Origin of the sequence: Anaerobiospirillum sp. NML120449, assembly GCF_023051105.1 — a bacterium.
In the GTDB taxonomy this organism is placed as follows: domain Bacteria; phylum Pseudomonadota; class Gammaproteobacteria; order Enterobacterales; family Succinivibrionaceae; genus Anaerobiospirillum.
In genome coordinates this window covers 70,427-93,458 of sequence record NZ_JALKIL010000002.1, presented here as the reverse complement: position 1 = coordinate 93,458, position 23,032 = coordinate 70,427, and the positions used below count along the sequence as shown (strand labels likewise).

The window sequence follows — 23,032 nt, the reverse complement described above, 5'->3', positions numbered from 1 at the left end:
TGTAGCATTGCTCACTGAAATGATGTCAGCTTTGCAGGCTGGAAAGACAGATAACAAAGCAGGTCATATCCCTGAGGTTTGCACTTGAGGATCGGATCTTGCTCATCAAGGCCAGGGGGACATGGGGCCTGCTCTTAAAGCTCCGTCAGCTGCATACAGAAGCTGCTGCTGATTCAGGATGCGCCTGCAGCAGTGCCACCGGCACAGCCTGCAGTCGCAGGCATTTATCTGACCGGGCACAGGTTCATCTGCCCATCAGGCAGAGACAGGATCTGCCGTTATCAGTACTGACAGTAATCAGAGCCGTCAACGGATAGGAAATGTTATGGCTAAAATCATCGCAATCTCTAATCAAAAAGGTGGTGTGGGTAAAACTACCACCTGCATCAACCTTGCTGCCTCTCTGGCACTGATGGATAAGAAGGTTTTAGTCATTGATGCCGACCCACAGGGTAATGCCACCATGGGATCGGGTATTAACAAGTACAGAGTAGAGTGCTCTGTGCGCCATGTACTCATTGACGGTGCTGACGCCATGAGCGCCCTTGTCACCGAAACCAACGGCGCCTATCACCTGATTCCTGCTGATGATGAGCTGGTTGCAGCCGAGTTCAAACTTCGTGACTCCATGTCCCGTGAGGTAAGACTCAAAAATGCCCTTGAGCCTATCAAGGACAATTATGATTACGTCTTTATTGACTGTCCGCCATCCCTTAACTACCTGTCCATCAATGCCATGTGTGCAGCCAACAGCATCATGGTTCCTATCCAGTGTGAGTACTTTGCCCTTGAAGGTCTGACTCTGCTGATTGATACCGTGGACAAGCTCGGCCGTGAGGTCAATCCTCATATCAGAATCGAAGGCATTCTCAGAACCATGTACGATAACCGCAACCGCCTGTCTCAGGACGTGTCCAACGATCTGCAGAACAGCTTTGGCGACCTCGTTTACCGTACTATTATTCCGCGTAATGTACGCCTTGCTGAGGCCCCAAGCTATGGCAAACCTGCTGTGTTCTATGACCGCAGCTGTGCCGGTGCCAAGGCATATGTAGCTCTGGCAGCAGAGATCCTGGAAAAGGAACTGCTGGCCTCAAGCTCTTAAGACAGTATTAACAGTATTCACGGTCAGACTTTCCTTTCTGACCTGCCCGCCTGAAATCACATGCGCGGGCTGATCTGAGGCCCAGGATGGCCTGTCCCGTCACCAGCGGCGCTCCTGCAGATGCAGCAGCTGCAATCCTGTAACTGATGTGCCATAAAGCTGTGACAGCAATGGCGTGAGATAACAGGTAATGTCCCCATGAATGACGGGCGGCACTGTACAGATCCCATCCCCTTTTCATTAATCACTCTTTTCAGCTCTGTTCCTTTATCATTAGCGGTATTACTGTGCCTGCTGACAGCTGCAGCTGTGCACGTGACCCGTGGTGGTTCAGGACAGAATCAGGGAGCAAAATCATGGCTGGCTTAGGCAGAAGTTTAGGCACTTTAATCAGTGACAGCAGCGAGAAGAAGTCACGCAGTGGCAAGTCTGCAGCTGAGTCATATGTAAATGATCTGCTCAGCCGTTCCCTGGCAGGACGAGCTGATGCTGACAAAGGCGCGGATCAGGAACAGGCAAAGTCCGGAGAACAGACAAAGTCTCAGAGCAGGTCCCAGGCAAAATCAAAGGCCAACACTCCGGCCAAAGCTACAGCCAAAGCTCCGGTCAAATCTGCAGCCAAATCCTCTGATAAGACTGCTGAAAAGGCAACTGCCAGTAACTCTGTAAAGGCAGGCGGCAAGAGCGCAGCCTCTGCAGGTGCAAAGTCAGCTGGCAAGGCTGCTGCCGGCGCCGTGGATGCAGACGCAAAGCCTGCATCCAGAAGCAGCACCAAAGCAGCCGCAGTAGCTGACGCTGCAGCCGAGGCTGTGGCCCCGGCTGCTGTTCAGGCCGGGACTTCAAAGTCCGGATCCAAAAAGAAAGCTGCTGCAGGCAGGACAACTGCAGCAGGAAAGACAGATGCTGCCGGCAAGGCATCCGCAGCAAAGGGCGTAGCTCAAGAGAAAACCATGGCTGCACAGCAGGTCCCTGCACAGACTGATGTGCATCAAGGCGCTGACCATGAGACTGATGCTGAGCTGCCTGACAGTGCTGAAAGTTCAGCTGCAGTGACTGCTGCTGTGGTCAGTGAGAAGGCTCACAGTGAAAAGACTTCTGCTGTGTCCTCCCTTGCCCGTGAGGCTGTCAGCGCTCAGGAATTGCGAGATGGCAGTGAGCTGTCCACCATTGCCAGCTCCCGTGCCGGCTTTGGCAGCAGCGCCATGGCAGCAGTGAATGCTGCCGGATCTGAGGCATCGGATAATCATCTGGTACTTAACGTCAAGCTTGAGCTGCTCAAGCCATCAGCCTACCAGCCACGTCACAGCTTTGATGATGAGGCTATTATTGAGCTTGCTACCTCCATCAAGGAGCACGGTCTGCTTGAGCCTCTGATTGTTCAGCGTACCGACAGCGGTTTCTTTGAGATTATCTGTGGTGAGCGTCGTTATCGTGCTGCACGTATGCTGGGTATGGATGCAATTCCATGTCTGGTGCGTGATGTTGTAGATGAAAAGGCCTATGCCATAGCCCTTATCGAAAACATTCAGCGTGAAAACCTCAACCCTGTTGAACTGGCAATTGCCTTTGATCAGATGATGCAGGAATGCGGCATGACCCAGGAAGAGGTAGCTCGCAGCGTCTGCAAGTCACGCTCTGCCGTGGCCAACTATCTGCGTGTGCTCAAACTTGAAGATGAGGCTATGGCGGCCCTGCGTGCAGGTCAGATTGACCTTGGACATGCCAAGGTGCTGCTGTCATTAAGCGGAACTGCTCAAAGTGAGGCCTGTCAGGTGGTAATTGAACGCGGTCTGTCAGTGCGTGCCACCGAAAGCTTTGTAAAGGAGTTTGCCAAGAAGATTGCTGCCCGTCAGGCTGAGGAGGCCAAAAGCTCCCCCAGTGAAGGCGAGGCGCTCAAGGACCTGAACTTCCAGGCTCTGGAAAAGACTCTGAACATGCGAATGCGCGGTCCGCGCGCCAAGTTCAAGACCGGTCGCGGCGGCAAGGGCAAGCTCACCTTAAGCTACGAGGACGAGCATGAGCTTTTTGCCCTCCTTACCATGCTGGGTCTGCAGCCTCATAACGACTGATAATCCCTGACATCTTTTCAGGCCCTGCCTTATTGAGCGTAATGGCTCAACAGGGCAGGGCCTGTGCATTTTCACAGCCCGGCCACCAGGCACTGCCCACACCGGGATGGATCATCTTCAATCAAGCAAATAACCATGCAACAGCAAGATAACTCCCAGACATATACACCTGACAGCAGTGCCCAGCAGGCGCCAGAACTCACCAGGGCAGACGCCGCCACTGCAGCCGGTGCCGCTCAGGCCTGCTCACGGCAGGCAAGTGCCCCGCAGGACGCTGCTCCGCAGGCCAGCTCTGGGCAAGCCAGTGGGCGTGCTGCTGGCGCCGGCAAGGGCAGCGGCTGGGATGATGTGGATAATGATGATTATGGTGTTCCAGCCCGCAAGATCTCCTATGAGGAGGCGCTTGAGCTAAGCCGCAGGCAGCCAGGACTAAGCAGCATCATCTTTATGATTCAGGTCAGTATCTTCTGTATTTTTGGCTCAGCCTTCGCTGGCTTTGCCAAGGCCTCATCAGCTCTCAAGGAGATGGCTCCTGACAGCCCTGAGGTGCTCTCCCGTCTTGCTGAGCTTGCCGGTCCCTTTGCTGACATGGGGGCCATGGGCGCTGCCATATGGTTCATGCTCTCATCTCTTTGTGGATGTGCCGGTGTGATTGTCCCGATAGCTGTCTACAATGCCATTGCCCGCTCCCCAGACCGCAGTCACGGCCAGCATGCAGGCATGACCATGTATGACCTCATCAAGGCAGAGATCCTCAAGTACTCCATCATGGTCATCATTCTGGTGGCCGCCTTCAAGTTCACTGACCTCAATGCCCTGGTGATCATGGCCTCTTTTGTCGTAGTGATGTTTGTTCAGATCCTGAGGACCTCTCTGTCTCTGGGAGTACGCAGCTAAGCACAGCGCAGAGCAGCACCTGCCTTTATCCATGGACCAGATAAGAGGGCCCGACCTGTTACCTGCTGATGCCCCAGGTAGCACGGTCGGGCTCTTTTGTTTTGTCGGTCGGGTAATAGCAGTGCTGCCTGCACACGAACAGCTGGTGCGCAGCCAGCCTGGGGCGGCGCTGGATGCCGGCTCCTCCTGGTCTTGCCCTGTGCCGTCAAATCACCACGCCAGCGTGACCTGTCAGTCTGGTGTGGGGCGCTGGTGGCTGATTGGGGGCTGATTGGGGGCTGATTGGGGCGTGCGGGCTGATGGCTGTTGAGCCTTATTTCTATGGTCTTCTGGCATTATTCCTGTGGTCTTTTGCCTGATGCAGAAAAGACAGGAGCTGTGAGCATGGTGGCGGTAAAGTTAATAAAAATTCGCAATCGTATCAGCGCTAATACGCTCTGGCATGCTGCCATCTGGCAGCTGGAGAGAGCATGGCTAATCCAGTACAGCGCCAGGGGCTGGTGCCTTGCCGGAGTGACTGGCTGAGGGGCAGTCGGTTGTTAGTCTGGCGGGCCATAATGCGCAGTAAGAGTGCAAATTATGTGAGCACGAAACCGCATGATGAACTTTTTTGGAGATGGGGTAAAAAGGTCAATATAGTGTAGTTTTATTTTTCGCTCTGGTACTTTTGGACAGATCTGACAGCAAATTTTATGAGGTGGGCAACACTTTTGGGGGATATGTATCAGGATGGAGATGTGATGACGTGCACAGTTTTTCTTTGATGGAGCGATTTGAGTGTATCTATGATGATAATTTATTGCACTTTTATGATCACGCAATGTGACGTATGAAATTGCTAAATTTTCTACTTTGAGGGTATATTAAGGTGATCATAAAGGTCTACAGCTGTCTTTTGAGCATGTGCCCCGGCACTGATTAGCCTTTAATCAAGTGCCTTACATAACGCAGTTTTCAAAGTAGCAGACTGCACGTTCTGCCAGCCGGAAAATGATCCTCCATATATGGAGATCAAACTGGAGTTTGGTTGCTCATCTGGTTATCCCTTCCTGATCAAAGGCTCAGGCGGACAGCTAATTTTGAGCAAACAAACATAAGGTAATGCTTAAATTTTTGACGAGGTTCAATTTTATAAGCATTTCCTGTCCTTTAAGGCCGGTAGTGCAGGCGTAAACGGCCCTTTTTTCTCCTGGAAACAGGTAAAATATTCGGGCCTGACAGGACTGTCCTTTTACGGGAAAATCCTGTCGCGCAGCGCAGCTGAAACTGCCATGTCCGGGGTGACATGACAGTAAGATCTGGCATATTTCATCTCACTTTGCTCTACAGAAAATACAGTGATGCAGAACCGAATGGTACTTTCTGTCGAAAGGGCGTCCGGTTTGTTGTGGTGCACTTTTTCTGTTGACACAGAAGCTGTGAAAGTATGTCAGGCGATCAGATAAAGCCATACTGTCAGGTGGTTATCTGAGCTGCTTAACAGGTACGGGGGCGGGAGTTGTCTTTCGCATCCTGGGCTGTGGCAGACGGTAATTATTCAAGGTTGGCAAACCTTTGAGTCCTCTTTGGTCGATTAAAGTTGTTTTAAGATCGCGCCTTTTCTCCTTATAACCCCCTTGCCGGTACCTTACTTAGTGCATGGAAGCGGGGCCTTTTACATCAGACGAAAAACACCGGACTGACATTGCGGTATCAGACTGTTGAGAGCTTAAGTGCGGGAACAGTCAGAATGCGCACATTTGTCATAAGGTCATGACCGGGCTGTCAGATGCAGAGTTGAGAGCTTAAATGCGGGAACCTGTATTAAGGACAGGGACGGCAGAGACTGCACCAGGTCCTGGTGAATAAAGCCATGATGTAAGGGAACTGTTGAAGTGAGTTACGTATTGATGCGGTTTTGAGGTCTTAAGAACCATGAGAATGAGGCTGTGAGGATGAAAAGCTGCTGTCTTTTCCAATACTGGAGTAAGAGCCCTGAGCTTTAACTTTGGTAATTGTCTGAAGAGCACCTGGTACGCGTCACTTTATCTGAATGAAAGCTCTCCTGCGGAGACGGTCCATGACCTGGACATAATCCACAAGGTGGGCATCAGTCAGCGCAACTTTTATATCAAATAATTGAAGAATACAGACCTGACGGTCCTGAAGCCCCGGCGGCAGTACTGTTGTGAATGTGTTCTTTGCGTGTTCATCTTGGAAGCTAAAGAATCTTATGTCTGAGACTTCACCATCTCAAGAGTATATTGGACACCACCTTTCATTCCTGCAAGTTGATCTCACAAACGGCAATATCGTAAACAGCGTTATTCCAAAGGAGCCTGCAGCCTATCAGAACTGTCTTGCTGCATCCGGAAGTCAGGCTGACTGTCTGGCCATCACCGGTTACGAGCAGTGCAAGTTCACTGATCTGGCACAGGGCACCTGTATCGCTTATCACGCTCCTGCCGAGCATGAGGCCTCATTATTCAATTTCGCACACCTGAATCTTGACTCTTTCCTGGTCACCATCGTTCTGGGTCTGATTTTCATCGGCCTGTTCCGCTATGGTGCCAAGCAGACACGCTCCGGCGTGCCTACCAAGCTTCAGTGCTTTGTGGAAATGATTTTTGAGTTCGTACAGGGATCCGTAGCCTCCATCTTCAAGAGAAAGAGCGACATCATTGCCCCTCTGTCTCTGACAGTTTTCATGTGGGTATTCCTCATGAACCTGATGGATCTGCTCCCTATCGACCTCCTGCCTGGATTTGCAAGCTATATTGGTGTTCCATACTTCAGAGTAGTTCCATCAGCTGACGTAAACATCACCCTTTCCATGGCCACTGGTGTTTTCTTCCTGATTTTCTACTTCTCTTTCACCAACATTGGCGTCAAGGGTTTCATCAAGACCTATACCCTGCATCCGTTCCATCACTGGGCTTTCGCCCCGATCAACCTGATCCTTGAAGGCGTTTCCTTACTTGCCAAGCCTGTTTCCCTCGGTCTGCGACTCTTCGGAAACATGTACGCAGGTGAAATGATCTTCATCCTGATCGCGCTGATTCCGGTGTGGTGGGTACAGTGGGTACTGAATGTGCCTTGGGCATTATTCCACATCCTGATTGTTACCTTACAGGCTTTCATCTTCATGGTATTGACCATCGTTTACCTGTCAATGGCCAGTGAAGAAGACTAGCAGGCAGATGTGAACAGACGTTTACCGCTGCCTTCTGGTGAAAACCATAACTAACTTATTCAACATGAAGCATCAGTGCTGAAGTTTCCCGACTTTATATGCATTTTCAAGGGGAATGGATGACTGACCCGGTGTTACCGGCCAGCCTGCCGCCGTTTTCGTCTCGTCTGGCACAGGAGGGCTTTCCGGGGATATGCTCCAGTCACAAAATTTGTACTCTAAAAGGAGAATTTAAATGGATCTCAACATCCTTGCTGCCGGCATTATGATGGGCTTAGCTGCTATTGGTGCTGCTATCGGTATCGGTATCTTAGGTGGTAAGTTCTTAGAGGGTTCTGCCCGTCAGCCAGATTTACTTCCATTACTCCGTACTCAGTTCTTCATTGTGATGGGTCTTGTTGACGCTATTCCTATGATCGGTGTAGGTCTTGGCATGTACCTCCTGTTCGCTGCTTAAGCTAAACACTGTTTTAGCAAGGAGCTGAACCTTGGAAATTAATGCTACTTTTTTAGGTCAAGCCGTTGCATTCTTCATTTTTGTGGTCTTATGCATGAAATATGTATGGCCACCATTAATGAGCGCCCTTGAAAAAAGGCAGAAAGAAATTGCCGATGGTCTTGCCAATGCCGAAAAGGCTAAAAGAAACCTTGAGATAGCAAAGTCTAATGCAGCTGACACCTTACACAAGGCTAAGGAAGAAGCTCAGAAGATCATTGATGAGGCAAACATGCAGCGCTCAATGATTCTGGACCGTGCTACTGAAGAAGCTACTAACGAGAAGAACCGCATCATCGAGTCTGCAAAGGCTGTGATCGAGTCAGAGACTAACAAGGCCCGTGAGGAATTACGTGCTGAAGTTATCGCCCTGGCCGTTGCTGGTGCGGAGAAAATTCTTGATAAGAAAATGGATGCAAGCTCTGATCATCAAATGGTCAAGAAGATTGTTGATTCCTTGTAAAGTGAGGTGAAAGCATTGGCTGAGAACCTAACTATCGCAAGACCTTATGCTCAGGCAGCTTTTGAAATTGCCCGACAGGACAAGACCTTTGACAGCTGGTCAAAGGCCCTTGAGGCTCTTTCCTGCGCCATGTCTCATGAGCAGTTTGCCTACATGATCTCTGAGGCCAGTACTCATGAGGCTGCGGCAAAGCTTCTGATTGAGCTTTTAGGTGATCTTCTTGACGAGAAAGCACAGAACTTCGTCTATGTAATTGGTGAGAACAATCGTTTTGAGGTTCTCCCTGAAATCTGTCAGGAATTTATCAGGTTACGCGACGACTTCATGCAAGTCCGCGTCGTTGAGATCGTGACTGCCCGTCCTCTGGCAAAGGAAGATGAACAAGCTATCGTTGCCAAGCTGGAGGCCAGGTACAAGGTCAAGGTAAATCTCACCCGTACCATCGATCCTTCCATCATGGGCGGTGTCATCATCCGTATCGGAGATGAAGTCATTGACGGCAGCGTCAAGACTAACCTGAGTAGATTGTCTTCAACCCTCAAGTAAAGCAGGGGAAATGTAAATGCAATTAAATTCAACTGAAATTGCCGATCTCATCAAAAAGCGCATCGAGCAATTTAAGGTTGTCACAGAGGCACGTGATGAAGGCACCATCGTCTCCGTAAACGATGGTATCGTACGTATTCACGGCCTTTCCAACGTTATGCAGGGTGAAATGCTGGACTTCGGCGAAGGTCTGTTCGGTCTGGCTTTAAACCTTGAGCGTGACTCTGTTGGTGCCATCGTGATGGGCCCATACACTCACTTATCTGAGGGTATGAAGGTCCGCAGCACCGGCCGTATTCTTGAAGTACCAGTTGGCAACGCACTGCTGGGCCGCGTTGTAAACACTCTGGGTGAGCCTATCGACGGCAAGGGTCCTATTGAGAAGACCGCTTTCTACCCAGTAGAAAAGATCGCTCCAGGCGTTATTGCACGTCAGGGCGTATCTCAGCCAATTCAGACTGGTTATAAGGCCGTTGACGCCATGATCCCTATCGGTCGTGGTCAGCGTGAGCTTATCATTGGTGACCGTCAGGTAGGTAAGACTGCTCTGGCTATCGACACCATCATTAACCAGAAGAACTACGGCGTTCGCTGTATTTATGTTGCAATTGGTCAGAAGGCTTCTACCATTGCCGGCGTAGTAAGAAAGCTCGAAGAGCACGGTGCTCTGGACAACACCATCATCGTTGCCGCTTCTGCTTCAGATACTGCCGCCTTACAGTACATCGCCCCATATGCCGGCTGTGCCATGGGTGAGTTCTTCATGGACCAGGGCGAAGACGCTCTGATCATCTATGACGATCTGTCCAAGCACGCTGTTGCCTATCGTCAGATTTCTCTGCTGTTACGTCGTCCACCAGGCCGTGAGGCTTTCCCAGGTGACGTATTCTACCTGCACTCCCGCTTACTCGAGCGTGCCTCCCGTGTTAACGCCGAGTACCTGGAGGCTCTGTCAGGTGGTAAGGTCAAGGGCAGAACCGGTTCCTTAACCGCACTGCCAATTATTGAAACTCAGGCCGGTGACGTGTCTGCGTTCATTCCTACCAACGTAATTTCCATTACCGACGGTCAGATCTTCCTTACCTCCTCACTGTTCAACTCTGGCGTACGCCCAGCTGTTGATCCAGGTATTTCCGTATCCCGTGTAGGTGGTGCAGCTCAGACCAAGCTCATCAAGAAGCTCTCTGGTGGTATTCGTACCGCTCTGGCTCAGTACCGCGAACTGGCAGCATTCGCCCAGTTCTCCTCTGACCTTGATGATGCAACCCGCAAGCAGCTCGACCACGGTCAGAAAGTAACCGAACTCATGAAGCAGAAGCAGTTCTCTCCATTAACTGTTGCTGAGCAGGGTCTGATTATTTTCGCAGCTGAGCGTGGCTTCCTTGAGGATGTTGAGCTTTCCAAGATTCTGTCATTTGAATCTGCCCTGTTAGAGTTTGCCCGCCAGAAGTATGGTGACTTCTTAAGTGGCCTTGAGGCCAACCCTGATTACAACGATGAGATCGTCAAGACTCTCAACGATTTAATCACTGAGTTCAAGTCATCACAAACCTGGTAGGAGCCCTAATATGGCCGGCGCAAAAGAAATACGCACTAAGATCGCCAGTGTTAAAAGCACTCAGAAGATCACCAGTGCTATGCAAATGGTAGCCGCATCAAAGATGAGACGTGCCCAGGAGAAAATGAGCTCCTCACGTCCATACTCTCAGGCTCTTAACCGAATTATCGGTCACATTGCTGCTGGTCACACTGAATATCGCCACCCATACATGGTCGAGCGTGAGGTAAAGAACGTTGGTTATATCATCGTTTCTACCGATCGTGGCCTGTGTGGTGGTCTTAACATCAACCTTTTCCGTAAGACTCTCAATGACATGAAGAGCACTATTAACAGCGGAAAGGGCGTTAAGACCGTATTGTTAGGCAGCAAGGCCAACGCCTTCTTTGCCCGTGCAGGCATGGACATTATTGCCCAGCATGCCGGCTTTGGCGATGAGCCTTCTCCTGACAAGCTGGTAGGTGCTATTAAGGTGATGACCGAGGCGTACTTAAATGGTGAAGTAGACAAGATCAATCTCTGCTTCAACGGCTTTAAGAACACCATGGTGCAGCTCCCAATGGTAGTTCAGCTTCTCCCTCTGCCAATGACAGATGACGAGAACATCAAGAAGAACCACTGGGATTACATTTACGAACCTGATCCGGCTATCATTTTACATGTAGTTTTAGATCGTTATATTCAGCAGATGGTTTATCAGGCTGTGCTTGAGAACCTTGCCAGTGAGCAGGCAGCCCGTATGGTGGCTATGAAAGCAGCTACAGATAACGCCGATGCCCTTGTCAGCGATCTGCAGCTTGAATATAACAAAGCACGTCAGGCAGGTATTACGATGGAGCTTAACGACATCGTATCCGGTGCCTCTGCGGTCTAATTTTTTTGAGGATAAAAAATGGCAGAAGCTAGAAAACGTGCTGGTGAAAAGGGCACTATTGTGCAGATCATCGGCGCTGTTGTGGACGTTGAGTTTGCTGAGAACTCAATTCCGGAGCTTTACGACGCACTTGAGATTAAGGGTGACGGCAAACAGCGTCAGGACATCACTCTTGAAGTGCAGCAGCAAATCGGTGGCGGTGTAGTACGTTGTATCGCCATGGGTTCATCTGACGGTTTAAGCCGTGGTCTGGTAGCTGTTAATACCGGTGACGGTATTAAGGTTCCAGTAGGCGCCGCCACTCTGGGCCGTATTATGAACGTACTGGGCGAGCCTGTAGACGAGGCCGGCCCAATCGGCGAGCAGGAGCGCTGGGTTATTCACCGTGGTGCCCCTACTTATGCCGAGCAGTCATCCACAACCGAGATTCTCGAAACCGGTATTAAGGTTATCGACCTGATCTGTCCTTTCGCCAAGGGTGGTAAGGTAGGTCTGTTCGGTGGTGCTGGTGTAGGTAAGACCGTTAACATGATGGAGCTTATCAACAACATCGCCAAGGCCCACTCCGGTCTGTCCGTGTTCACCGGTGTAGGTGAGCGTACCCGTGAGGGTAACGACTTCTATCACGAGATGGAAGAGTCCAAGGTTCTGGACAAGGTATCAATGGTTTACGGCCAGATGAACGAGCCACCTGGCAACCGTCTGCGTGTAGCCTTAACCGGTCTGACCGTTGCTGAGAAGTTCCGTGACGAGGGTAAGGACGTGCTGTTGTTCATCGACAACATCTACCGTTACACCCTGGCCGGTACTGAGGTATCCGCTCTGCTGGGCCGTATGCCATCAGCCGTAGGTTATCAGCCAACTCTGGCTGAGGAAATGGGTGCCCTGCAGGAGCGTATTGCTTCTACCAAGAAGGGTTCCATTACTTCCATTCAGGCTGTATACGTACCTGCTGACGATCTTACCGATCCAAGCCCTGCAACCACCTTCGCTCACCTTGACGCAACCATCGTATTATCACGTCAGATTGCCTCTCTGGGTATTTATCCTGCTGTGGACCCTCTTGACTCCACCTCTCGTCAGCTCGATCCTCTCGTTGTAGGTCAGGATCACTACGATGTTGCCCGTGGCGTTCAGACCATTCTGCAGCGTTACAAGGAGCTCAAGGACATTATCGCCATTCTCGGTATGGACGAGCTCTCTGAGGATGACAAGCTTACTGTGGCCCGTGCCCGTAAGATTGAGCGTTTCCTGTCTCAGCCATTCAGCGTAGCTGAAGTGTTCACCGGCTCTCCAGGCAAGTATGTTTCCCTGAAGGACACCATCCGTGGCTTCAAGGGCATCATCAATGGTGAGTACGACAACTTACCTGAGCAGGCTTTCTACATGGTTGGCTCAATCGAGGAAGTCGTAGAGAAGGCCAAGAGCTTATAAAGGGAGGATTGACGCATGGAAGAGATTACTTTCCATCTCAACGTCGTCAGTGGTGTTGGCAGTTTGTATTCCGGCCGCGTCAGAGCCATGTCCATTACTGGTTCTGAAGGTGAGTTAGGTATCCGCCATGGCCACACTCCTTTAATTACCACCATCAAGTCAGGCATGGTTTCCCTGGTTGACGCTGATGGAAAGCAGGATCAGATTTATCTTGCCGGTGGTATTTTAGAGGTTCAGCCTGAGGACGTAACCGTTCTGGCTGATACTGCTCTGCGTGCTGATGACATTGACGAGGCCAAGGCCCAGGAAGCAATGCGTAATGCACGTGAGGCCATTTCCCGTGCCAATGCAGGTGATAAGGACTACACTCAGGCCTTCATCAAGCTGTCAGAAGCCATGGCCCAGCTCAAAGTGGTCGAGCTCGCACGCTCACGCAGGCGCTGATAACAGGGGAGCACATAACTGTGTTCCTGCTCTGCAAGGCCTCAGGGCATGCAGGGCTTATCAAAGCCAAAAAAAGGGATCGCAAGATCCCTTTTTTTTCGCCTTTAATCTGAGCCCAACCCCGTTACGACTCCGAACAGTATCCGAACATCCCCATCACAGCCAAATCCCTAACACATCCCGAACACACCCCGAACGCCCGCCGAACAATCACCAGACGTAAACAGAGCACTTCCCAAACAGCGGTCGAGCAATCACCAGACGTAAACAGAGCTCTTCCCAAACAGCGGTCAAGCAATCACCAGACGGAAGCAGAGCACTTCCCAAACAGCGGTCAAACACTCCCAAAGATAAGTCGAACACACTCAGAGCGGAGGTCGTCAAAACCCCAAGCTGAGGTAGAACCAACACCGAGCGAAAGTCTGGCTCATAACCGATAGTGGTCGATCACAACCCGAACAGAACCGGAACATAAGCCATTGATTTCAGGACAGTGTTAAGCCCGCATTCCAGGTAACTGAGTCTGCGCACGTGCACCGGCAAGACTCATCAGGCACGGGCAACGGCACCGACCATTGAGCACTCATGCAGGGAGGATGCATGTAAGAGGGGCTGTGAGGTATCAGAAGAAAAAGCTTTTTTCGTAAATGCCAAAGTGGCACTGACCTATCTGGTCATCACGAATCATGCTCAGACCAAGCAGATTCTTTTTGCGGGCTGAGCCCATTTCAACGTAGACAATGCCGTTTTCATTGAGCAGCTCTCGCTCCATTATGAGCTCCACAGCAGGTTCCAGCAGATCGCTGTCAAAAGGCGGATCAAGGAAAATCAGATCAAAGCCCTGACCCTTGGGAGATGAGCGCAGATACTCAAGGGCATCGCCTTTGATGAGCTGCACTGTAGTGCCCTTAAGCTCAGGCAGAGAGTCAATCTGGCTTTTGAGCACGGCGGCGTTGTCCGCATCCTTTTCTACCAGCACCAGATCGCGGGCTCCGCGTGACAGGGCCTCAAGGCCCAGGGCGGCTGAGCCGGCGAAGAGATCGAGCACTCTGGCATTGGCAGTGCGGTCCTGAAGCCAGTTAAATACAGTCTCTCTTACCCTTGAGGTGGTAGGACGAAGACCATCCATGTCGATAACCTCAAGCTTACGTCCTTTCAGGATGCCGCCGATAATGCGGATTTTATTGTCGTATGCCAATGCTGAGTCCTTAATCTTGCAGGTGGGTTACAGGACACCAATGTCCATATGATGGCAGTGGATCGCCATAAAGTCTGATTTTATGCCATTTTTCGTAAAGATCAGGCAATTTCGCTATAATAATCGCTGTTTCAGGCCATTTTCAGGCCTTTGTTGTATTAATTTATCCTGATTTGATATCTGACGATAGTCAAAAAAAGGAGAGCAGCCTCATCCGATCAGGCGGCATGACTGCCTGCAGTTACCGGCTCTGAGGACAGGATTAATCCAGGCTGCAGCCCTGCTGCAGGCCTCAGGGCCCTGCAGACTGTTGATGCACAGTGCTGCCAGAGCAATCTAAGTGGAAAGTAATTAGCATGGGATTTTTTTCAAAACTTTTCGGCAGAAATAAGAAAAAGCAGGACGAGTCACAGTCCCAGCTTGAAGAGAAAAACTTATCTGCAGGAATTGATCAGGATGATCAGCCTATAGCTGATTCCATTGCCACTGAAGAGAAGGCAAAAGAGCGTTTCAGCCCTGCTGAGGATAATGAATCTGTCTTTGCTGAAGACAGCGTTGGAGCCGACAGGGAGCTGCACTCCCGCGATATCGACTCCATTGCCGATCAGGTTGAGCAAGCCGAAAAAAAAGAGCCATCTTGCGACAGCTCCAAGGCCATAGAGAAGACTGATACTGCCGGTTCTTCTCCAGCAGCCCCATCCGCCGGGGCAGCCTCTGTTGCAAGTAATATTGAGCAGGAACAGGCCGCAGCCGCCGCTGCAGCCGCAGCAGCTGAAGCTGAGGCTGCCCGTATCGCCGCTGAAAAGGCTGAACAGGAGCGTCTTGAGGCTGAGCGCCGTGCAGCTGAAGAAGCTGCCGCCGAGGCAGCCCGCATCGCCGCTGAAAAGGCTGAACAGGAGCGTCTTGAGGCTGAGCGCCGTGCTGCTGAAGAGGCAGCTGCTGAGGCTGCCCGTATCGCCGCTGAAAAGGCTGAACAGGAGCGTCTTGAGGCTGAGCGCCGTGCCGCTGAAGAAGCTGCCGCCGAGGCAGCCCGCATCGCCGCTGAAAAGGCTGAGCAGGAGCGCCTCGAAGCCGAGCGCCGTGCTGCTGAGGAAGCTGCCGCCGAGGCTGCCCGCATTGCAGCTGAAAAAGCTGAGCAGGAGCGCCTCGAAGCCGAGCGCCGTGCAGCTGAAGAAGCTGACGCCGAGGCAGCCCGCATCGCCGCCGAGAAGGCTGAACAGCAGCGTCTTGAGGCTGAGCGTCGTGCCGCTGAAGAAGCTGAAGCTGCCGCTGATGCTGAGGCTAAGGCTGAGTCTGAAGCTGGTGATGCTGCTGAGGCAGTTGATGGGGATGAGGCTCAGAAGGGCGATAAGGCCGCGCCGGTGCGTGCCCGTGGCAAGCGAGCCTTAAAGGCCAAGGCTGAAGCCGCCGCTGCAGCTGAGGCTGAGGCCGCAGCAGCAGCTGAGGCTGCAGCTGCTGAGGAGGAGCGCAAGGCCAGAGAAAAGCAGGAAAAGCAGGACGAGAGCAAGGAAAAGGAAGCCATCCAGGAAGAGCGCAAGTCTTTCTTCAGCCGTCTTAAGAAGACCCGCGACAACCTTGCCTTTGGTGTCAGCTCGCTGATCTTCGGTCGCAAGATTGATGATGATCTTTATGATGACCTGGAAACTGCGCTGTTAACTGCTGACCTTGGTGTTGAGACCTCCATGGAGGTTATCGAGCGTCTGCGTGATGAGTCCCGTGTTCGTGACCTTCGCGATGCCGGTGCCTTGCGTAACAACCTCAGATACATTCTTTACGATATTCTCGATCCGTGCGAAAAGCCGCTGGTAGTTTATGATCGCACGCCTTTTGTCATCCTCATGGTTGGCGTCAACGGTGCCGGTAAGACCACTACCATTGGCAAGCTGGCCCGCAAATATCAGGACCAGGGCCTCAAGGTCATGCTCGCTGCCGGTGATACCTTCCGTGCCGCTGCTGTTGAGCAGTTAAAGGAGTGGGGTGAGCGTGCCAATGTGCCTGTTATTGCTCAGGCAACCGGTTCTGACAGTGCCTCGGTTATCTTTGATGCCGTTAATGCTGCCAAGGCCCGTGGTATGGATGTACTGATCTGCGATACCGCAGGTCGTCTCCAGAACAAGAGCCATCTTATGGATGAGCTTTCCAAGATTGTCCGCGTCATGCAGAAGATCGATCCTGAGCTTCCTCATGAGACCATGCTGGTACTTGATGCTGCCACAGGTCAGAATGCCGTGTCTCAGACCAAGATCTTTACTGAAGCTGTGAAGGTAACAGGACTTACCCTTACCAAGCTCGACGGCTCTGCCAAAGGCGGTGTGATCTTCAATCTGGCCAACATGTTCAAAATCCCAATCCGCTTTGTCGGCATAGGTGAGAAGGCCGAGGACCTGCGTGAGTTCAAGGTCGAGCCATTTGTTGATGCCCTGGTAGAAGAAGAAAAGCGCTAAACAGCCTGTTTATCATAAAATTAACTATTAGTTTTTCTAATACATGTCTGGCACTTTTCGTTTAAGTACCAGGAGAAAGGGGAGCCTGTGCGGCTCCCCTTTTTTACTGCTGTTATGGGCGTCAGACTGCCCAAATTACGGGCATTTTAAATTTTGTGAGCAAGTTCACAGCTTAACAAATGGCCTGGGAATGCTGTTTTTACAAAAACCGCATTATCCAGTTGCAAAAAATGATCAGTTATATGCTCATGTCGATAAATAAGTGCAATACTAGGCACTTTCTAAATGAACTTCCTGGCTTAATGTGTGTGAACTATATTAAATACAGTTTATAAATTGTGGGACTGTTCATAAGGGCCTAAGCCTCTTTTGTCTTCGTATTTTTACTGACTTTGAAAAACTCTGGTGTTCAGTGCAGTGTTCGCCAGCTGTAAGGTCAGACCGGGCGTGAGACTTAGACAGTATCTGATGCCTTAATAAACTCAAAAATAAAGCGAGTTTCCAATGACTTCTTCCAAGCTGAATAAGAGCCTGCTGGCTGCTGCTCTGACTGCCGTATTAACCCCAGCCTCCTTTGCTGCTGCCAATGCTGATGATGGCATGACCCGCATCAAGGGTGAGACAGTAGTAGTTACTGCAGCCCGTACCTCTCAGGATCTGTTAGACACAAATTCATCTGTAGCCGTTGTTTCAGGAAAGGAATTAAAGAACCTGACCACTGACTCAGTACCTGAGATGCTGCGCTCTGCAACCGGTGTGCGTCTTACCTCAGACGGTACCCCTGGCACCAAGCGTATTACCATTCGTGGTGAAAACGCTCTGCGTACCCTGCTGATGGTTGACGGTCAGCGTATTGACGAGCAGAAGAGCAAGTCTGGCGCTCCAATGCTGATTAACCCTTACTTCATTGATCGTATCGAAGTAGTCAAGGGCCCTGCCTCCGTACTGTACGGTTCTGACGCCATCGGTGGTATCGTTAACGTTATTACCAAGGAAGCCTCTGAAAAGCCTCTGTCCTTTGATGGCGGTGCTTCTTTTATTGGTGCCAATAACAGCTACACCGAATACGCAAACTTAACCGGTACCCTCGATCGTTTCCAGTATGCCTTTGGTGCTTTTAACACCAATGCCGGCGATCTCTACCTCAAGGATCACAAGCCACTGGAAAACACAGCCTATGACGCCCACGGCTTCAATGGTGACTTCAGCTACGAAATCATGGACAAGGTTCGTCTTGGCTATGCAGGTGAGTACTACGACTCCAGCTCTGAGACCTCTACCACTGTCAAGGGCTCCTACTCTGCCTTCCGTGGCGAGATTCCAAAGTGGGATCGTCAGAAGCATCAGGTTTACTTAAAGGCTCACGACATCAATGATTACATTGCTGCTTTCGAGACCAGTGTTTACTACCAGGAGATGAGCAAGGACTTCTACTCCACCCCTACCCGTGGTATCAACGTAGGTGTGTTTAATGAGCAGAAGAGCCTTGGCGGTAACATGCAGCTGGAGCTGAGCCTCTCTGACATGTTCTATCTGGTAACCGGTTATGACGGCCGTATTGAGAAGATGAGCTCCTTCTCCGATGTTGACGTCAACATGGGTCCTGCCTACAAGGGCAAGTACGTCATGGACGACAATGACTACAAGCAGACCAGCCATGCTCTTTACGCAATGCTGTCTACCTATCTGACCGATGAGCTGACCCTCAACACAGGTTTACGTTACAACTACATTGACAATACTGCCGGTAACTCCATGTTTACCATGCAGCACACCACCAATGGTGCTTCCAGTCCTGTAATCAATCGACCAATTACCAACAATGACGAGAGCTTCAGCAAGCTGGTAGGCAGTGCCGGTCTGGTATACCGTCCATTTGATAATGCTGCTTTCCGTCTGAACTGGTCTCAGGGCTTCCGTGCTCCTACTGTTCAGGAACTCTTCCTGACCACTGCAACCGGTGAGATGCAGTACGGTAATCCTCAGCTTGAGCCTGAAAAGTCCAACAACTTTGAGCTGGGCTTCAGATGGGATGATGGCGCCTTAATGGCTGATGTGGCTCTGTTCTACACTGTATCCGACAACTACATCGAGACCAGAAGACTGCCAGCAGGCTTACCTGGCTCTACAGGTGTTTCCTACACCTACCAGAATATCGCCAAGGCCACCACCTGGGGTTCTGAAGTTGGCCTGTCCTACCTCATCAACAACACCTGGGAGCCATATGCCAATATGACTTACATGGTACGTGAGTATGAGATTGGCTCTCAGAGCACCAAGGACACCGGTACTCCAAACTTCTTTGGTAACGCCGGTCTGCGCTACCACGGTGAGATGTTCCAGATTGACGGCTACGCCAACTTCGCTACCACCACTGATGACGAAGATCTCGGCGGTACCAGCTACTTCAGCAGCATGACCTACGATGGTTATGTAACTGCTAACCTCACCGTTTCTACCCGTGTCGGTCCTGAGGATCAGTTCACCTTATATGGCAGCGTTGAGAACATCTTCGACAAGGAATACCAGACCAACCAGCTCATCCACGAGCCAGGCCGTTTCGTATCCGTCGGTGTACGCGCCCAGTTCTAATTTCACCAGCATCAGGACACTGCGTCAGCCGGGCGCTGCTGCCCGGCGCTGTCCAGCCTGTAACTGGTCAGTGCCGGAGCTGGCCGCCGCCTGAGCTGGTCAGTGCCGGAGCCGGCCGCCGCCTGAGCGGTCTGCCCTGGAGCCGGCCACCGCCTGAGCTGGTCTGCCCTGGAGCCGGCCGCCGCCTGAGCTGGTCTGCCCTGGAGCCGGCCACCGCCTGAGTCGTTCAGCGCAGGAGCTGGCCAGTGCTCGAACTGGCTGCCAGGATAAAGCCCGGCCTTGCCGGGTTTAGTGCCTGGCTTTCAGGCCCTGGATTAGCCTGATGAAATCAATAAAAAAGGCAGTAACAGAGCAATCTGTTACTGCCTTTTTTACTTTTTCAGAGCAGCTCGTACTTGATTGGAATCAGCACCCTGTTGCTCATGGCGTCGAGCCTGGTGTTGAAGCGTATCAGGCTGCGGGCCAGTTTTGATGCGGCCTCGTCAAGAATGCGGTGTCCAGAGCTCTTTTCAATATTGAAGTTAACTACTACACCGTTTTTGACTATGAACTCCACCATAACCGTACCCTCAAGCTTGCGTCTGACTGCATTGCGCGGATAGTGCAGCTTGGAGCGGATTTCCTTGACCAGCAGCGATGCCAGCTGGGCATTGATCTGTCGGGCGCTGGCCTCATCCTGTGCGGAGTTGTCTGCAGCTGCAGGAGGCGGGCTGCCCACAGGGCCTGCGGCCTTTGGGACCTCACGGGCCGGAGCCGGTTTAACCGGAGCTGGGCGCTCAGGCTGTTTTTCAGCCTTTGGTTTTGTCGGTTCAGGTTTTTGTTTGACCGGCTGCTGCTTTTTGGGCTCTGGCTGTTTGACCGGTTCAGGCTTTTGAGGTTCAGGTTTTGGTTTTAGTTCCTGTTTTACCGGTGCCGGCTTTTCCGGAGGTGGAGGCGGTGCCGGAGGCTCAGCCGGGGCTGGCGGTTCTGGTGGTGGAGGTTCAGGCAGCTGTTCCTTAACCGGTTCAGGTTCGTGAGCCACCGTTGCAGGCTCTGGCTCCGGCTCTGGTTCCTTTACCTGCTCCTCTTCAGGAGGAGGCGGGACTATTCCGGCACTGGTTTCGGGCGGGCGATCGTTGACCTGAATGCTGAGCATTACCGACTCAAAATTCTGCTGAGGGGTAATGATGAATTTGGGCGTGCCAAGTACACCAATGTATACCAGGACTCCCAGGACGCCGATCGAACCGCAGGTGCGGGCAATGAGATCAGGATGCATTATTGCTCCCCGTCGGCCTTGCCTGTAGCAGCTGCGCTGTCAGCCCCATCAGCAGCCGAAGCTGCAGGAGCAGCCCCGGCTGTTCCCTGAGCGGCTGCAGCCGGATCAATGCTGCTGCTGTCAGTCTTTTCACTGACCACCAGCAGGCGGCCCTGGGTATAGGCGCGGGCCAGATCGGCAACGTGAATAAGGTACTGGGTAGGACTCTGACTGTCGATAACCAGCTCAAGGCTGAGCTCTTCGTGCTTCTTGTTGCTCTCAACCATGCGCTCCTTTACCAGGTGATTGAGCTCATCAATAGTGCAGATCTTCTCATTGACACTGTAGTTGCCTTTGCTGTCCACGCTTATGCGCATGGTGGCGCCGCGCTGCTCGGCCTGAGCAGTGCTTGACTGAGGGAGATTGAAGTCAATAACAGGCAGGGTGAAGCTCATGGTCATGATGAAGAAGATCACCAGCATGAAAATGACGTCAATCAGTGGGGTGAGGTCGACATTAAGATCGTCATCTAAATCTGACATTAATGAGCTCCGCATTGGAATGGATTCGGTAGCAGCCCGCAGGCTGCATCAGCAGGTTAGTCACTGAGTGGTCATGGGCTGCTGTCCGGCAAATTGTCCAGGACTGGTACTGATACCTGGTTTATTTCTGTTTGAAGGCCTGTCAGGGGCATGGCGGCTGCAGCCCCGGGGCTGTCGGCATTTATCTGGGCTTGTGGCGTCTGGCTGCAGGCACCGGGCTCCTTGAGCCGGGATGCTGGGGCGTGGGGCCTGGCTTATTGAGCGAGGCTATGGCCCCATGCCCCATGCCTGTGGCTATTGACCGGGCCTAGCCCGGGGCGGTGCAGGTTATGGGACAGGAGTCTTGTGATGTGTGATGTCCTGTCTGCCCCTCTTTCAGATCCTGGGATTATTCGTGAATATGGATATTGCTGATGGCAAGGTTAATCTGATTGCGCATGCCTCTGAGGTTCATGAGCAGATAGTAGTGAACAATCAGGGCCGGAATGGCCAGAGTAAGGCCCATAACCGTGGTGAGCAGGGCCTCCCAGATGCCGCCTGCAAGCATGCTTGGATCAGGCATGGAGCGTTCGGAGAGGGTGGAGAATACATCGACCATGCCCAGCACTGTTCCCAGCAGGCCAAGAAGCGGGCCTACAGCAGCACAGAGTTTCAGGAAATACATGGAAGAGTAGATGCCCTTGAGCTGTACCTGCATCAGGGTGTTGATGATGAGCTCACGGTTTGGACAGTGGTCGCCCTCGGAGCTGCTGTTAACACTGTGCTCTTCAGACTCTTTTACTGTGGTGATGATCTGGCGTGAAATGGAGTGCTCTGACAGTCCCTGATTTCTTACCAGGATAACCAGTACAGTGCCGCGAATGGCCATGAAAAGACCGACCAGGCCGATAAAAAGAATGGCAAGGCCTGAGTAGCCTACCTGATGGAAGAAATTGATCATGATGTTAACCGGTATACACAGCTGCTCAGATATTGTCTGCAGCTTCTGTATGGGCCTGCAGTGACTGAGGGTGGAGTTCAGATCCTGAAAGAGGGACTATGGTGTAAAGCTGTCGCTTATCTGTTTTTGTCTTTGCTGTAGAGCTGCTGTTGCGCAGTACAGCTGTAATGATGTCGTTCTGGCCTGAGGCCCGGCAAGCCGGGCCGTCGGGAGATGTGGCCTTGCCCTTGTCCGCATGCTGTACGTGAGTCTGGGCGGCGACCTGCTTTCTGCCCCATCTTCCCTGCTTTTTATCTTTGCTGCACGGCTGCTGGCCCGTATGGTGGCAGAGCTGTGAGGCAGAGCCTGAATGTCTGATATTTTCAGGATGGGGGCTGTTTTCAGGGCAGGGGGTGAATTTTGAGGGACTGTGCCGGCGCAGCTGCCAGATGCTGGCAGTTAAGCGCTATGGCTGATGCTGGCAATTAAGCGCTATGGCTGATGGTGGCTGCTCTGACAGGAATCAAGCCTGTCTGTCCCGTATCAATACAGCCTGACCTCGTTGGATTTGCCGGGTGATAATTTTACCTGTAAAGCCATACTTGCGCCATATTTTCACCTGAGCACATTGTCATCTTATGGACATGCTCACGCAAAAAGTTCTCTTAATGGTGCTGGTATTGAAGACTGTATTTATGTTGCTCCCGGCAGTGGTGCAGATAAATGGCTTATTTATGGGAAAGAGCGCCTGGACCTCAGAAGGGAAACCGGTACTTTTGGAAGGGTATTATTAAGAGAATTTATAAAATAAATTAATGAACTAAATTGCCTTTACGCGGCTGAAAAATGGCCAGATTATGCTACGTAAATGCATTTTCAGATTGTACAAGATGGAAAATGTGATATTTTTTTGCGATAACTGTCGTTTAGTGAGATTCAAATGGCCGGTCGAAAGGCCAGGATATCGCATATTTTGAGGCTTTCATTAATCAGGGGGCCGCGATATATAGATATGTTGAGATTCTCATTGTTCGATGATAAT

Annotated in this window: 18 protein-coding genes; 14 read left to right on the top strand and 4 right to left on the bottom strand. The window is 51.6% G+C overall.

Annotated features, from left to right (window positions below; genetic code table 11):
• The first annotated feature begins 325 nt into the window (after positions 1 to 325).
• From MXE41_RS01125 to MXE41_RS01075, 11 genes are all read left to right on the top strand, one after another.
• On the top strand, positions 326 to 1,105 hold the full coding sequence (locus MXE41_RS01125) for a ParA family protein (protein WP_246977054.1): 780 nt from the start codon (positions 326 to 328) through the stop codon (positions 1,103 to 1,105).
• Between the two features lie 356 nt (positions 1,106 to 1,461).
• The gene (locus MXE41_RS01120; protein WP_247099059.1) at positions 1,462 to 3,174 is read left to right on the top strand and encodes a ParB/RepB/Spo0J family partition protein; all 1,713 of its coding nucleotides are present in this window, start codon (positions 1,462 to 1,464) and stop codon (positions 3,172 to 3,174) included.
• Between the two features lie 135 nt (positions 3,175 to 3,309).
• Positions 3,310 to 4,071, top strand: a complete 762-nt coding sequence (locus tag MXE41_RS01115) for a hypothetical protein (RefSeq protein ID WP_247099058.1) — start codon at positions 3,310 to 3,312, stop codon at positions 4,069 to 4,071.
• A 2,212-nt stretch (positions 4,072 to 6,283) separates the two neighbouring features.
• On the top strand, positions 6,284 to 7,243 hold the full coding sequence (gene atpB / locus MXE41_RS01110; protein WP_246977047.1) for a F0F1 ATP synthase subunit A: 960 nt from the start codon (positions 6,284 to 6,286) through the stop codon (positions 7,241 to 7,243).
• A gap of 235 nt (positions 7,244 to 7,478) precedes the next feature.
• A complete protein-coding gene (gene atpE, locus MXE41_RS01105) occupies positions 7,479 to 7,700 on the top strand; it encodes a F0F1 ATP synthase subunit C (protein ID WP_246909920.1) in 222 nt (73 codons plus the stop codon).
• A 31-nt stretch (positions 7,701 to 7,731) separates the two neighbouring features.
• Complete coding sequence (gene atpF / locus MXE41_RS01100; RefSeq protein WP_246977045.1) at positions 7,732 to 8,202, top strand: F0F1 ATP synthase subunit B; 471 nt, start codon at positions 7,732 to 7,734, stop codon at positions 8,200 to 8,202.
• Positions 8,203 to 8,217: 15 nt separating this feature from the next.
• Positions 8,218 to 8,748: a F0F1 ATP synthase subunit delta gene (locus MXE41_RS01095; RefSeq protein ID WP_246977043.1), complete on the top strand. Its 531-nt coding sequence runs from the start codon at positions 8,218 to 8,220 to the stop codon at positions 8,746 to 8,748.
• 16 nt (positions 8,749 to 8,764) lie between these two features.
• Positions 8,765 to 10,306 (top strand): F0F1 ATP synthase subunit alpha, encoded by a 1,542-nt coding sequence (gene atpA, locus MXE41_RS01090; RefSeq protein WP_246977041.1) that lies wholly within the window; start codon positions 8,765 to 8,767, stop codon positions 10,304 to 10,306.
• A gap of 10 nt (positions 10,307 to 10,316) precedes the next feature.
• Positions 10,317 to 11,180, top strand: coding sequence for a F0F1 ATP synthase subunit gamma (gene atpG / locus MXE41_RS01085; protein WP_246977039.1), 864 nt, complete (start codon positions 10,317 to 10,319; stop codon positions 11,178 to 11,180).
• An 18-nt stretch (positions 11,181 to 11,198) separates the two neighbouring features.
• Positions 11,199 to 12,614, top strand: a complete 1,416-nt coding sequence (atpD, locus tag MXE41_RS01080) for a F0F1 ATP synthase subunit beta (protein ID WP_246977037.1) — start codon at positions 11,199 to 11,201, stop codon at positions 12,612 to 12,614.
• A gap of 15 nt (positions 12,615 to 12,629) precedes the next feature.
• Positions 12,630 to 13,058: a F0F1 ATP synthase subunit epsilon gene (locus MXE41_RS01075; RefSeq protein WP_246977035.1), complete on the top strand. Its 429-nt coding sequence runs from the start codon at positions 12,630 to 12,632 to the stop codon at positions 13,056 to 13,058.
• Positions 13,059 to 13,680: 622 nt separating this feature from the next.
• On the opposite strand, the gene rsmD is transcribed toward MXE41_RS01075, so the two are convergent.
• Positions 13,681 to 14,256 (bottom strand): 16S rRNA (guanine(966)-N(2))-methyltransferase RsmD, encoded by a 576-nt coding sequence (gene rsmD, locus MXE41_RS01070; RefSeq protein ID WP_247099057.1) that lies wholly within the window; start codon positions 14,254 to 14,256, stop codon positions 13,681 to 13,683.
• A 356-nt stretch (positions 14,257 to 14,612) separates the two neighbouring features.
• Between rsmD and ftsY the strand changes: the two genes are divergently transcribed.
• Positions 14,613 to 16,700: a signal recognition particle-docking protein FtsY gene (gene ftsY, locus MXE41_RS01065; protein ID WP_247099056.1), complete on the top strand. Its 2,088-nt coding sequence runs from the start codon at positions 14,613 to 14,615 to the stop codon at positions 16,698 to 16,700.
• 504 nt (positions 16,701 to 17,204) lie between these two features.
• On the top strand, positions 17,205 to 19,292 hold the full coding sequence (locus MXE41_RS01060; RefSeq protein WP_247099055.1) for a TonB-dependent receptor: 2,088 nt from the start codon (positions 17,205 to 17,207) through the stop codon (positions 19,290 to 19,292).
• A gap of 379 nt (positions 19,293 to 19,671) precedes the next feature.
• On the opposite strand, the gene MXE41_RS01055 is transcribed toward MXE41_RS01060, so the two are convergent.
• From MXE41_RS01055 to MXE41_RS01045, 3 genes are all read right to left on the bottom strand, one after another.
• Positions 19,672 to 20,550, bottom strand: a complete 879-nt coding sequence (locus MXE41_RS01055) for a TonB family protein (protein WP_247099054.1) — start codon at positions 20,548 to 20,550, stop codon at positions 19,672 to 19,674.
• Positions 20,550 to 21,071, bottom strand: coding sequence for a biopolymer transporter ExbD (locus MXE41_RS01050; RefSeq protein ID WP_247099053.1), 522 nt, complete (start codon positions 21,069 to 21,071; stop codon positions 20,550 to 20,552). The genes MXE41_RS01055 and MXE41_RS01050 overlap by 1 nt, the downstream gene beginning before the upstream one ends.
• A 388-nt stretch (positions 21,072 to 21,459) precedes the next feature.
• Complete coding sequence (locus tag MXE41_RS01045; RefSeq protein ID WP_246977023.1) at positions 21,460 to 22,011, bottom strand: MotA/TolQ/ExbB proton channel family protein; 552 nt, start codon at positions 22,009 to 22,011, stop codon at positions 21,460 to 21,462.
• 541 nt (positions 22,012 to 22,552) lie between these two features.
• Between MXE41_RS01045 and MXE41_RS01040 the strand changes: the two genes are divergently transcribed.
• Positions 22,553 to 22,801 carry a hypothetical protein gene (locus MXE41_RS01040; protein ID WP_247073751.1) on the top strand — a complete coding sequence of 83 codons (249 nt, stop codon included), beginning with the start codon at positions 22,553 to 22,555 and terminating at the stop codon, positions 22,799 to 22,801.
• Positions 22,802 to 23,032 lie beyond the last annotated feature (231 nt).

Coding starts and splice junctions, on each gene's coding strand:
- MXE41_RS01060 (WP_247099055.1), top strand. CDS start 17,205: ATGACTTCTTCCAAGCTGAATAAGAGCCTGCTGGCTGCTGCTCTGACT.
- MXE41_RS01115 (WP_247099058.1), top strand. CDS start 3,310: ATGCAACAGCAAGATAACTCCCAGACATATACACCTGACAGCAGTGCC.
- MXE41_RS01125 (WP_246977054.1), top strand. CDS start 326: ATGGCTAAAATCATCGCAATCTCTAATCAAAAAGGTGGTGTGGGTAAA.
- MXE41_RS01050 (WP_247099053.1), bottom strand. CDS start 21,071: ATGTCAGATTTAGATGACGATCTTAATGTCGACCTCACCCCACTGATT.
- MXE41_RS01045 (WP_246977023.1), bottom strand. CDS start 22,011: ATGATCAATTTCTTCCATCAGGTAGGCTACTCAGGCCTTGCCATTCTT.
- atpG (WP_246977039.1), top strand. CDS start 10,317: ATGGCCGGCGCAAAAGAAATACGCACTAAGATCGCCAGTGTTAAAAGC.
- atpB (WP_246977047.1), top strand. CDS start 6,284: ATGTCTGAGACTTCACCATCTCAAGAGTATATTGGACACCACCTTTCA.
- MXE41_RS01075 (WP_246977035.1), top strand. CDS start 12,630: ATGGAAGAGATTACTTTCCATCTCAACGTCGTCAGTGGTGTTGGCAGT.
- atpE (WP_246909920.1), top strand. CDS start 7,479: ATGGATCTCAACATCCTTGCTGCCGGCATTATGATGGGCTTAGCTGCT.
- MXE41_RS01055 (WP_247099054.1), bottom strand. CDS start 20,550: ATGCATCCTGATCTCATTGCCCGCACCTGCGGTTCGATCGGCGTCCTG.
- atpD (WP_246977037.1), top strand. CDS start 11,199: ATGGCAGAAGCTAGAAAACGTGCTGGTGAAAAGGGCACTATTGTGCAG.
- ftsY (WP_247099056.1), top strand. CDS start 14,613: ATGGGATTTTTTTCAAAACTTTTCGGCAGAAATAAGAAAAAGCAGGAC.
- MXE41_RS01120 (WP_247099059.1), top strand. CDS start 1,462: ATGGCTGGCTTAGGCAGAAGTTTAGGCACTTTAATCAGTGACAGCAGC.
- atpA (WP_246977041.1), top strand. CDS start 8,765: ATGCAATTAAATTCAACTGAAATTGCCGATCTCATCAAAAAGCGCATC.